We start from the raw sequence: 11,903 nt of genomic DNA, 5'->3' as shown, positions 1-11,903 counted from the left end.
GACATTTTAGGAAAGGTGTAAATTATTGAGGCATAGCAATAAATAAAATGACAATTGGAAGGAATATTGCTCTCTAGTATTGCTGAAAGTTTTGTGTAACATTTTAATGTTAAAATGTAAGCATAATTAGATTGCCTCAAGACGAGGAGTATGAACAAGTTCTAAACGGGCAATCAGATACTCCGCCATTTGATGAACTATAAGATATTTTTTAATCATGCTCAAACTTCGCTGCGTAGTAGAAAGAATCACCTACCAAAATCCCGAGAACGGGTATTCGGTGATGAGGGTCAAGGTCAAAAGCTATGACGACCTGGTGACACTGGTGGGCAACCTGCTGGAGGTGCCTGCCGGAAGTGTGCTGTTATGTGAGGGCGAATGGAAGGTGGACAAACGCTACGGCAGCCAGTTCGTGTGCCAATCGTGGGAGGAGGTGATGCCGGCCACGGTCTATGGCATTGAGAAGTATCTGGGAAGCGGACTGGTAAAAGGCATCGGTCCGAAGTTTGCCCAACTCATCGTCCGTCAGTTTGGTCTGGAAACCATCGATGTGATCGAGACCGACATCGAACGGCTCTACGAGGTGCCGGGCATCGGCAAGAAGCGCGTGGAGAAGATTTGCGAGAGTTGGGAGAAGCAGAAGGACATCAAGAATGTGATGCTTTTCCTGCAGGGGTATGGTGTCAGTACGGCCTATGCGGCCAAGATTTACCGCCAGTACGGCAAGGAAAGCATCGACAAGGTAAAGGAGAACCCTTACCGACTGGCTGACGACATCTGGGGCATCGGCTTCAAGACGGCCGACAGCATTGCAGCGAAGATGGGCTACGAAAAAAATGACCTCCGCCGCTGTAAGAGTGGCATCATCTACACCTTGAATCAGTTGGCCAACGAAGGGCATGTCTATGCTGAAGAGGAACAGTTGGTACAAGCTGCGTTGGAATTGCTGGAAGCGGACGAAGCGCCTATCCGTGAGGCTTTGAATAATATGGTGCAGACGGATGACTTGAAGTTGGAAGACGAAGCCATCTATCTGCCGCCTTTCTACTTTGCCGAAGTAGGTACGACGAACAGGCTGCAGGCTTTGCTCCGTGAATCGGAACAGAACCTCTTTGCCAAGAAGGTAGATGTGCAGGCTTTATCAAAGGAAACTGGCATTGAATATGACGAGGTGCAGCTGCAGGCCATCGAGGAAGCCATCCGTTCAAAAGTAATGGTACTGACGGGGGGACCGGGTACGGGTAAGACTACCACCACGCAGGGTATCATTGCGGCTTTGAAGCATATGGGACTTCGCATTCTGCTGGCGGCTCCTACGGGACGGGCAGCCAAACGTATGAGTGAAGCCACCGGGATGGAGTCCAAGACCATTCACCGGCTGCTGGAGTTCAATCCGAAAGACGGCTACAAGCGGAATGATGAGAATCCCTTGGAAGGGGACGCACTGATTGTGGACGAGTGTTCGATGATTGACATCATCCTGATGAACAACCTGATGAAGGCCATTCCCTCTTCCATGCGCGTGGTCTTCGTGGGCGACATTGACCAGTTGCCGAGTGTTGGTGCCGGCAATGTGTTGCGCGACATCATTGAGAGTGAAAAGATTCCGGTGATTCGACTGACCCGTATTTTCCGTCAGGCGCAGACCAGCCGCATTGTGATGAGTGCCCATGCCATCAACCAGGGACGTTTCCCCGATACGAGCAACGGCAAGCAGACGGATTTCTTTTTCATCCAACAGGAGGAGCCGGAGAAGGTGGCGGAGGAAATTGTGAATCTGGTGAAGAACCGCCTGCCGAAAGCCTACAGCCAAGGGGTGAGCAACATTCAGGTTTTGACCCCCATGCAACGCGGTGTGGTGGGTGCTGCCAATCTGAACATGGCCTTGCAAAATGCACTGAATCCTTCCCAGATTGCCTTGAACAGGGGAGGTTATTCCTTCCGTCAGGGCGACCGGGTGATGCAGCTGCGCAACAACTACGACAAGGATGTGTTCAACGGGGACCTCGGCTATGTGGAATCGGTAGATATGGAGGAACGTACGCTGCTGGTGAACTTTGAGGAGCGTCAGGTGGAATACGAAGCCTCAGAACTGGATGAGTTGACACTGGCCTACGCTACGACCATTCACAAGTCGCAAGGATCGGAATATCCCATCGTGGTGATGCCAGTTCTTATGACACACTATGTAATGCTGCAGCGTAACCTGGTTTATACGGGCATCACCCGTGCCAAGAAGATTTGCGTGCTCATCGGTACCAAAAAGGCGCTTTCATTTGCCATCCGCAACATGTCGGTGTTGAAACGGAACACGAAACTGAAGGAGCGACTGAATCCGGAATTGGCAAAACCCACGGAGAAGAAGCCTGTAGAGAAGAAGTTGAGCAAAATTTATCCGATGAACGAACCTGTTTTGGAAGCTGCCGCCGAACCCAGCGAAAGTTACGGAAAGAAACAACCTACCATTGAAACGAAATAGAATGACAACCATGATGACCATTGATACTACCAATATGTGTTCCCACCTTCAAAAGAAGCTGTTTCAGCCGGAAGGTGCATATTATCCGATATGGAAAGCCATACAGGAGGATGAAGAAATCACTGCAGTGGTATGCAGTCGACAACTCCATATATACCGAAACGGCAAGAAAGTACTGATTCTGGCAGGTAAGGCGCAGCCTAAAATTGTCAGAGAGGACAAGCTCAACGAGCTGATTAAATGATAGTTCATCACGCTATCTCTGATGTGTGGATGGTATAATAGTAAAACGGAGCAGACTGTAACAGCTTGCTCCGTTTTTGCATGTTCTCACTTCGCCTTCGGCAACCGGATTTTCTTGTTCTTCTCCTCCCAGGCATCCACATAGTTGTTCAGTGCTTCAGAGATAACATCCTTCAAGAGGATGCTTTCCACGAGGGAAATGTACTTCACCTTACGGACTAAATCCGGATCCACAATGAAGGTGGCTCGGATTTCCTGGGGTTTCTTGGCACTTTTGGCTGCTTCGCCTTTCTTGGGGCGACCCACACTCTCCCTGCGTTTGGCTTCAAGTTTGGACTTCATTTGCTCTGCTACAGCCGTTTCGGTTGCTTCCTGCTTAGAAGATACTTTAGCAGGTGCTTCCTTCGGACTTTCCTGCTTATCATCTTGAACTGCTGGCTGTTCCGCTTGTGCTTCGGCCAGTTCAACAGCCTGTTCTTTAGGCTGTTCCTGTACAGAATCAGATGAATTGGCTTCACCCATGAAGCCGTCCATCAATAAGGATAAATTCTTCTTACTCATATTGCTTACTTTATTACTTGTTTACTTGCTGATTTACTTACTATGTTACCAATAACCTTTGTGATTAGTCATATAGTAATATAGTTTACCTATTTTCTTCCCGACAGATTATCTCATCGGTTAGTGTTCGATAGTCCGCTGCATCATTGCTTTTCTGGTCGTATTCAAAGATGGTCTGACCGGACAGCGGCATCTCGGCTATGGCGATATACTCCGGGGTTTCGTCTGAAAAACCTTCTCTCTGTATCGCTTTTCCATAATGATAATCACTGCCTAGTTCCACTTTCAGTTATTGACACGTGTGAAGTGTAGTCATACTCCTCCTTCTGTTCATCAAAGTCGGAATTGAGGATGCCTTTCCTTCCCATCATGGCGGTCATGTCTATTGCCAGGCCATGTGTTACCAAAAACATCTCCTGCACTTAAAACAAAAATTTATGGAATCTATTGTATACAAAAAGTGATATAAAACATATTTAAGTATAGAAATAGTCAAAAACGGAAATAGTCGTGGTATTTTGTTTGATGTTTAATAGATTATATGTAGTAATATCAGTATTTTTGTAGATGAGTTGTATATGCTCAACAAATAATATAATAAACAATATTACTATGGTGTATTGATATGAAATATCTAGTGATACTGTTAATCTACATAAGATATTTGATTAGAATAATCATAAATCAGTAGAATCTCACACTAATAAAATATCTCATATTTAACACCATGAGTAGATAAATATTAAACATCAAAAGTATGCATTTATCAACAGAAATGATTCTGACGCTTCAACAACTGGACGGAATCGGAAATAAAACAATTTTCAACCAAATTGCAAAGTATGTGACTAATACAATTAGTCAGATAAGTCAATTATGCGAATTTTGGATAACACTAAAAGGGAAAAAAATTCAAGCTATAACAGAAGATGACTTATACAAAGCACATGATGTTGCATTGCGTATTATTGAAAGATGCAAAGAGGAAAATGTAGGTATAATATCTTATTACGATTCAAAATATCCTGAGATACTAAAATCATGCACAAATGAAGATGGAAAAATAGATCCACCTCTCATTCTGTATTATAAGGGAAACTTGGAAGCATTAAGAAAACCTGGAGTAGCAATAATTGGAACACGGGAACCAACTCCAAACGGAATAAAGGCTGGATTGCATTTTTCAAGAGAGTTTGCGAAACGTGGTTATAATATTGTTTCAGGACTTGCTATAGGTTGCGATGCAACTGGTCATCAAGGTGCGTTATCTGTAGGAGGCACTACAACTGCATTTTTAGCCAATGGACTAGATTGGGCTTCCATTTATCCTAAAGAGAACCTCTCTTTAGCAAAAGAAATTGTGTCAAATGGTGGATTGTTGCTAAGTGAATATCCGGTTGGGCAAAGTTGTGGAAGATATTCTTTAGTAGCTCGCGACAGACTGCAAGCAGGGCTGTCATATGCAACCATAGTGATTCAGACAGGAATTAAAGGTGGGACTATGCATGCTGTGAATGCTACCATTAATTCGCAAAAACCATTATTTGCAGTTGAATTCAAAAACAATGAAGACACGATCAGTGAAAAGGTACAAGGGAATTTAAAGCTTGTTCAAGAGGGGCAAGCACATCCCCTGCGCTCGTCAGAAATAGATGAAGCAAAACAACTGATAGAGTCTTACATAAATAAGGCAAAACAGAATCAACAAGAATCACTTTTTCCAAATTTGTTCTCATGAAAAATATAATATTTGATATGGATTTGACGCTCGTTGATACAACCTGTCTCGAAGAAGCACGTCATAGCAGGAATTGGAATCTAGCTTACAGTCTTATTCCTCAAACAACAATGTATCCAGAGATGGACGAAGTCCTAGGAATAATTAGAAAACACCAAATTAAAATGGCTATTGTAAGTACATCGCCGCGTCCCTACATAGAACGCTTGGTATCGCACTATAGTATTCCTACTCAGTATATTGTAAGCTATCATGATGCAAAACCTATAAAGCCACATCCTGCACCTATGCTTAAAGCTCTTGAAATGATGGATGTACTTCCAAAAGACACCATCTCATTTGGAGATAGAGTCATAGATATTCAAGCTTCTAATGCAGCAGGCATAGAAAGTGTTGCATGCTTTTGGGGAACGAAAGAAAAAGCAGATTTATTACGCTCTGATTATTCGCATGCTATTATAAGACCGAGTGAGATATTGACATTAATAAGATAGCAATGAAGAAAGTAGTTGAAGGATATACTGGTATTGTAGATGGAGTAAAAGAACTTCATTTACAACTTGATCGTGCATATGAGAAGGCCTTAAAGTTGCACGATGAACTTCTTGGCAAATCTGAAAAAATAGTCAATGGAAACAGTATAAAGATTTTGGTAGATTTTAGCGAAAACCAAAGTGTTGAAAAAATTGAAGGGTATTTTAATATTGAAAATACAATATGTAGATTTCTGCCAATCGAATTTGATGCAGCATTACTATTTCCAGTTGATAACCATGACAGTGAAGACAAAGGAAGCAATCCTGGAATTTCATTTGCTCAGATAGCTGAATATAAAAAAAATAAAGATGTTGTATCCTTTAGATTTATGAGAAGATTAGATTTTGACACCCCTTTATACAACATAACAGGCAGAAATCTTTCTAAATCAGACTCATCACTACAGAAAATAAAAGACGATATAGGCATAAAGTTCAATAAGTTTTCCGATGTAGAATCATTGGCATTAATAGATATACCAGATGAATTCTTATCGAGAAAATTCACATTGGTTGGTACCCGATACTATGCGCCATACACAACCTTGGACAAAAAATACTGTGTCTTATTTGCAGAATTAGACAATGAATATGATAATAATGCCATCAAAGTTCTTAGATGGATTCCTACAAAAAAAACGATGTTGGCAGATAAGGATTCAGGTATAGTACTTCAAGGAGGAGATTGTTTTTTTCAATTAGGGCATATAGCTAGGAGCGAAAATTCAGATCTTCATGCTTTTATGACAAAAAATAGAAGCAGAATACTCTTCGGAAAGATTGAGGAAAATGATATCAGTATAATAGGCGGAATAAAGATGTTTCAGTGTAATAATGTAAAGTATCCCAAATGTCTATATAATATACCTATCAAATGAAAAGCATATTTACTTTTATATTCAAGAATAACTACTATAATGATGTAATCTATAAATATGACGAGATAAAACAAAAGTATTTAGAGGCATACAAAATTTGGAGTAGTTATCATTCTGTTTCAGACAACGGAAAGTTTGAAACAAAAGAGATTATAGCTAACGCGTATTCTGATATAAAGCAAGTAGATTCATGGAAGAGTACTTATAGCTATTTAAAAAGAAATAAGGAAGAAGGATTGAAATGGTTTTCAAAAGAGAAATCATTATCATATCCTACGACAAATCAGTATCAAGATTTAAAGTTAATCTTTGAAAACAAGAAGCAAATAGAAACTCTCGATACCTATTGGAATGAGTATAACATTTTGATGCAAACTGATTCAGAAGCAATAAGACGCTTTACTAATACCTATTATACATATAATGATATTAAGAATATTGCTTTAAATCGCACAAAAATTAAAAACATTTCATCTGCTATAAAAAAAGGGCATGACTGCGAATCCCAATACAAAGAAGCTTGGATAGTATTTAGCAATGGAAGAAGATTTGAGAATATATCGTATGCTGAGTTGTCCGGCATAAACAAAGAATACTTTTCAATCAAGGAGGAATATCTAAGACATTACAAAGAACATGAATCCTTGATTAAACTGATTTATGGCAAAGAATTATTAGCTATAAACTCTTTTTCTGAACAAGCCATAGAACAAGAGAAAGAAATAATAAAAGTATTATCTCTAAAAAGTTCAAACAGCACTGATCTATTAAAATCCGTAATTCATCTCCAAAATGAAACTGAATTAAAGCGAGCAATATTAAATTCTGAAAAATATGGAAAAGAATGCAATTTCGCGTCCAGTTTTACATTAGCAGATTTCTACGAATATAGAAAACAGTTTGATGAGATTGGTGTTGCTTTTGATGACGCTGTAAGAATAAAATGTCAAAATGAAAATGCGATTAAGTCTTACAACAGTAAGGAATATGGAAAAGCTGTCGTTTATATATCAGACTATTATGATATTTGCATACCTAGCAGCGACCTTTCAAACTATGTAAATGAATACAACAACCAGCAGGAATTAAGAAATAAGGCTAAGTCTATTAAATCGAATTACAGCAAAGGATTTGCTGCGTTATGGAGTGAAATTGATTTGGATGTATGCGATATATCACAAATTCAAGAAATCATAGATAATAGCATTAAAATAAAAGACTTAGACAATGAAATAAAATATAAGGAGAACCTTCAAGAAGAAGCAAGGCGTAAGCAAATGGAGGAAGAACGACGTAAAGAAGAGCTCGTTTATTTACTATCTTGCGTTTTTACTTGGTTCCAACCGACACGAAGCTCTCTAAAGTGTTTCTCTCTCTTTTATTATTATCCCACAAACTGTGATTGGAATGCATCTGAAGATGAGTGGGAAGTAAGAAACTTGATTTGGGATTTCAAAGCAAACCCCAATCGATCACAACCGGAGTCTGAAATAAGATTTCGGCATGAAAGAGCTATGAATAAAGTACTTCCTTTATTTAAGAAGGTCATGAGTCATTACTTTGGTTCTAACACTTCAAAGCTGACTCTAGTTTGCATTCCTTCTTCTAAGAAAATTGTAACAGAAAGAAGGTATAAAGACTTCTCTCATGAATTATGCTCAATAACAGGTATGGATAATGGATACGATTATATATCTGTACTCCAAGAGGGGGAAGCAAAACATTTGGGAGGAACAACTCAAGCTCAAATCAGTATAAATGGAAGTTTTTTTAGAGATCGATACATTGTTCTTTTAGATGATGTTATCACATCTGGAATGTCAATGGAAATGACAAAGAATCTATTAGAACAAGCAGGTGCTCACGTTATCGCTGGATTATCAATAGGAAGGACCAAACACGAAAGAGAGTATTCAAATCCTATAGATAATTTATAAATTCGGATACAAAAATATGTATTTTATTATCAAGACCATATGTTATCAACCTTGTTAATTGAAAACATATGGTCTTATTTATTTTAACATAGAACTATGCCAGAATAGTGGCACATTATGATAGATAATTACTTTTTTTTGGGCAGTTTGATTTTTCGATTGTTTTCTTCCCATGCATCCACATAGCTGTTCAATGCTTCAGAGATAACATCCTTCAAGAGGATGCCTTCCACGAGGGAAATGTACTTCACTTTGCGGACTAAATCCGGATCCACGATGAAAGTGGCTCGGATTTCCTGGGGCTTCTTGGCACTTTTGGCTGCTTCGCCTTTCTTGGGGCGACCCACATTCTCCCTGCGTTTGGCTTCCAGCTTGGACTTCATTTGCTCAGTAGCAGCCGTTTCGGTTGTTTCTTTCTTAGAAGACGCTTTTGCAGGTGCTTCCTTCGGACTATCCTGCTTATCCGTTTGAGCAGCCGGCTGTTCCGCTTGTTCTGCATCTTGCTCAACAGCCTGTTCCTCAGGCTGTTCCTGTACCGGGTCAGATGGAATGGCTTCACCCATGAAGCCGTCCATCAATAAGGATAAATTCTTCTTACTCATATTGCTTACTTTATTACTTGTTTACTTGTTGATTAACTTACTATGTTACCAATAACCTTTGTGATTAGTCATATAGTAACATAGTTTATCTATTTTCCTCCCGACTGATTATTTCATCGGTCAGTGCCTGATAGTCCGCTGCACCATTGCTTTTCGGGTCGTATTCAAAGATGGTCTGACCGGAAAGCGGCATCTCGGCTATGGCGATATTCTCACGGATTTTCGTCTGAAAGCCCTTCTCTCCGTACCGTTTTTCTACCATGGAAATCACTTCCCTGTTCAACTTCCGGTTATTGAAGCGGGTGAAGAATACACCGCCCAGTTCCAGTGTCGGGTTCACCCTGCGCTTCACTTCCCGTACTATATCGTCCAGCATGGTCAAGCCTTTCAAGGGCAAGGCTTCAGCGGTGAGCGGTATATAAAGTTTGTCCGCTGCCACCAGCGCATTGGTTGTCACGATACCGAGGGAGGGCGAACAGTCCATCAGGATGTAGTCATACTTCTCCTTCTGTTCATCGAGGTAGGATTTGAGGATGCCCTCCCTTGCCATCATGGTAGCCATGTCTATTTCGGCTCTTGCCAGATTCAGCGATGCCGGAACGAGGTCCAGGTTTTCACGGATGGGAATGATGGGCAGCGGTTGGTCTTTGACCAGCGTATCATAGATGCTTGTTTCCGGGTCTTCGTTCTGCGTCAGCGTGAACGTGAGGTTCTGCTGTGCGTCCAGGTCAATGAGCAACACACGTCTTCCTTGCAGTGCGAGTGCTGCGCCTATACATGCAGTAGAGGTAGTCTTGCCGACTCCACCTTTCTGATTACCGATAGCTATTGTCAAGTTATTTCCTTTCATTATCTTCAAGATTAAAAGTTTACTATTCCATTTATTTCTTTACTTACAAAAATACTTTATTACTTGCTGATTAGGCAGAAAGTTTACTCATTTATTCTGTCGAAAAATCACTTTTCTGATGATTTTATTTCCTTGTTAATCAATCATTAAATAAACATCAAACAAATATCAGACAAACATCAAGATGGATTTTGTCCTGCTGAACAATCTTCCTTATATTCAAGAATTGGAAGGCAGAAAGAGCGCCTAAATTCAGTTTGAAACAATTTGTCAATACATTTCGTATGGTATGCTTTTAAACTCCGACCCACGCCTCACGGCGGAAGTCGGAGCGGAACATATATAAGGAATTTACGCTGTCTGTTTGGCTGCGAGTATCTGATGGGCATGGGCATTGACCAGCCGGACAATCCGGTCGTGGTGCGGAGTATTCGTATTGCACAGCCCACGGCTCTGTATCACTTTCCCCTCGGTCAGTGAGAACTCAATCGTTTCGATGCGGTTTCCCTCCTTGTCATGAGCCGATAGTATCAAGCTGTCCGCCTTGGCATAGTATTCGCACTGAAAGACGCAATGATGCAGGGCATTTCCCTCGGCTTGGAAGGCTTCCAACGTATCAAGTACCGAAATCACCAGGTCTTTGTCGGTGATGGTAATGCCGAAGTAGCGTGACTTCTCCTTGTAGAACTCGGCTTCCTTCCGTTTGGCTCGCTGTATCTGCTCCTGGCTTCTGCGTTTCTGCTCCATTTGGTTGTGCCGGTTCATCCAATAGTCATGCTCGGCTTTGAGGTTCTGCGGACAGATATACCTGGGGCTGCAGATGTCCTTGCCACACTGCTCCAGCAAGCGGATGGTATCTGCCCACAATCCCATGTCCGAAGGGCGGTAGTGATGCCGGGTGGCTACCTTATACGACTGCCAGCATCGGTCAAGTTCCAAAGGTCGGTTTACAAAATAAGACACGGCATGTAAATCCTTTGACTTGAGGATGGTTTCCATCCGGCTGTCCGTCAGTACGGCTTTCATCAGCTTCATCGGATAGCAGTCGGGCAGCTTGCCTTTCATGCCGTTACGTTTCAGTTCGGGCAGCAGCCGATAGTGCGGATAGACATAGGTGTCTGCAATGAGCCAGTGAACTTCGTTCGGTCGCTTCAAGGTGATTTCGGATGCCCAATCAAAGCAGTCCACATAATAGCTCAATGTCCTTGCTCTTGCCGTGACAGCCGACTTGCCTTCGGCATTGAGCCACAGACGGCATGCTTCCCAGTAGTCTACCTCCATAGGCAATCCTTTCCGAAAGGTCGTTTCCAAACGGAATACCCGTTGCACCTGCAAATGGTCTATTACTTCGAGGGAAGAAAAGTAGTAGGCTTCCTTGATGGTGCGTTTGAGGGTGTCCTTTATCTGCAAACGAGTACCGCAATAAGGGCAGCATACGGACTTGCCTTTTCCCTCATAGTCGAACTGCCTGCCACATTCGCCACATGTACACTTGTGTGCGGAAGTACGGAAGCAGACATGTCCTGCCACTTTCCTCACTGCCCATGTCATCACTTTGGGGCTTATGGCGGTCAGCTTCTCATTGGAAGCTGCCACCTGTTTTTCTATTTTCGTTCTTGCCTTCATAGTTCCATGCCTTGAAATAGTGAGAGTTCTTGAATGGGTTTGGATTGCGGTTTGGCTGCCTTGGGTCGGCTGTTGCGTTGCTGCAGTTTCCGCATTTCCTCCTCCTGGTATCGTTTGAGGGCAATGGCTCGCTGCTCTGCCTTTTCCTCCTCGGTCAGTTCGATGTGATGGTTCACCACCACGTTGCAGTTCATCGGCTTGCCGATTTTCAAATCGGGTTCATCTATCGCATGGACTGCCATGGAATAGACTTCATCATCAGAGAAACCGCAGCAGCCGGATTGCTGTACGGCATGGAAGATATAGTTGACCACATCGTCAATGGTGTGTGTGGTGGTTTCATACTTGGCACGAAAGAGTTCGTCTTCCTTGGCTCGGTTATCAAGATAGTTCTTGATGAGTTCCTTGAAATGGTCAGTTCCTTTCATATGTTCCTATGTTTAAGCGTAAATA

The 11,903-nt window shown here is 41.9% G+C and carries 13 protein-coding genes; 6 read left to right on the top strand and 7 right to left on the bottom strand.

What is annotated here, in order from left to right:
- Positions 1 to 217: 217 nt before the first annotated feature.
- Together BVU_RS17140 and BVU_RS17135 are read left to right on the top strand one after the other, a co-directional pair.
- Positions 218 to 2,479, top strand: coding sequence for an SF1B family DNA helicase RecD2 (locus tag BVU_RS17140; protein WP_012055690.1), 2,262 nt, complete (start codon positions 218 to 220; stop codon positions 2,477 to 2,479).
- 13 nt (positions 2,480 to 2,492) lie between these two features.
- Positions 2,493 to 2,723, top strand: coding sequence for a hypothetical protein (locus tag BVU_RS17135; protein ID WP_041174576.1), 231 nt, complete (start codon positions 2,493 to 2,495; stop codon positions 2,721 to 2,723).
- 86 nt (positions 2,724 to 2,809) lie between these two features.
- Here the strand turns inward: BVU_RS17135 and BVU_RS17130 are convergent, their stop codons facing one another.
- The 3 genes from BVU_RS17130 to BVU_RS22480 all read right to left on the bottom strand — a co-directional run bounded on the left by BVU_RS17130 (position 2,810) and on the right by BVU_RS22480 (position 3,696).
- Complete coding sequence (locus BVU_RS17130) at positions 2,810 to 3,283, bottom strand: hypothetical protein (RefSeq protein ID WP_012055688.1); 474 nt, start codon at positions 3,281 to 3,283, stop codon at positions 2,810 to 2,812.
- Between the two features lie 85 nt (positions 3,284 to 3,368).
- Entirely contained in the window at positions 3,369 to 3,566 is a 198-nt protein-coding gene (locus BVU_RS22295; RefSeq protein ID WP_233471868.1) for a ParA family protein, read from the bottom strand.
- A complete protein-coding gene (locus BVU_RS22480) occupies positions 3,550 to 3,696 on the bottom strand; it encodes a hypothetical protein (protein WP_162013703.1) in 147 nt (48 codons plus the stop codon). The genes BVU_RS22295 and BVU_RS22480 overlap by 17 nt, the downstream gene beginning before the upstream one ends.
- A 344-nt stretch (positions 3,697 to 4,040) precedes the next feature.
- Between BVU_RS22480 and BVU_RS17125 the strand changes: the two genes are divergently transcribed.
- Genes BVU_RS17125 through BVU_RS17110 form a run of 4 tightly spaced genes read left to right on the top strand, consistent with a single transcriptional unit; the run spans position 4,041 to position 8,372 of the window.
- Positions 4,041 to 5,021 (top strand): DNA-processing protein DprA, encoded by a 981-nt coding sequence (locus BVU_RS17125; RefSeq protein ID WP_012055687.1) that lies wholly within the window; start codon positions 4,041 to 4,043, stop codon positions 5,019 to 5,021.
- Positions 5,018 to 5,515 (top strand): HAD family hydrolase, encoded by a 498-nt coding sequence (locus tag BVU_RS17120; RefSeq protein ID WP_012055686.1) that lies wholly within the window; start codon positions 5,018 to 5,020, stop codon positions 5,513 to 5,515. The genes BVU_RS17125 and BVU_RS17120 overlap by 4 nt, the downstream gene beginning before the upstream one ends.
- A gap of 2 nt (positions 5,516 to 5,517) precedes the next feature.
- Positions 5,518 to 6,435, top strand: a complete 918-nt coding sequence (locus BVU_RS17115) for an HIRAN domain-containing protein (protein ID WP_012055685.1) — start codon at positions 5,518 to 5,520, stop codon at positions 6,433 to 6,435.
- Positions 6,432 to 8,372, top strand: coding sequence for a ribose-phosphate pyrophosphokinase (locus BVU_RS17110; RefSeq protein ID WP_012055684.1), 1,941 nt, complete (start codon positions 6,432 to 6,434; stop codon positions 8,370 to 8,372). The genes BVU_RS17115 and BVU_RS17110 overlap by 4 nt, the downstream gene beginning before the upstream one ends.
- Before the next feature lie 128 nt (positions 8,373 to 8,500).
- Here BVU_RS17110 and BVU_RS17105 read toward each other — a convergent pair whose 3' ends face one another.
- The 4 genes from BVU_RS17105 to BVU_RS17090 all read right to left on the bottom strand — a co-directional run bounded on the left by BVU_RS17105 (position 8,501) and on the right by BVU_RS17090 (position 11,878).
- Complete coding sequence (locus BVU_RS17105) at positions 8,501 to 8,974, bottom strand: hypothetical protein (RefSeq protein WP_012055683.1); 474 nt, start codon at positions 8,972 to 8,974, stop codon at positions 8,501 to 8,503.
- Positions 8,975 to 9,059: 85 nt separating this feature from the next.
- Positions 9,060 to 9,824 (bottom strand): ParA family protein, encoded by a 765-nt coding sequence (locus tag BVU_RS17100; RefSeq protein WP_012055682.1) that lies wholly within the window; start codon positions 9,822 to 9,824, stop codon positions 9,060 to 9,062.
- 351 nt (positions 9,825 to 10,175) lie between these two features.
- A complete protein-coding gene (locus BVU_RS17095; protein WP_012055681.1) occupies positions 10,176 to 11,450 on the bottom strand; it encodes a PcfJ domain-containing protein in 1,275 nt (424 codons plus the stop codon).
- Complete coding sequence (locus tag BVU_RS17090) at positions 11,447 to 11,878, bottom strand: PcfK-like family protein (RefSeq protein WP_012055680.1); 432 nt, start codon at positions 11,876 to 11,878, stop codon at positions 11,447 to 11,449. Before BVU_RS17090 ends, BVU_RS17095 begins: the two co-directional genes overlap by 4 nt.
- Positions 11,879 to 11,903: the final 25 nt, after the last annotated feature.

Source organism: Phocaeicola vulgatus ATCC 8482 (assembly GCF_000012825.1).
Lineage (GTDB): Bacteria > Bacteroidota > Bacteroidia > Bacteroidales > Bacteroidaceae > Phocaeicola > Phocaeicola vulgatus.
Note: the sequence above shows the minus strand (reverse complement) of the source record. Positions and strands in the feature narration are given on the sequence as shown.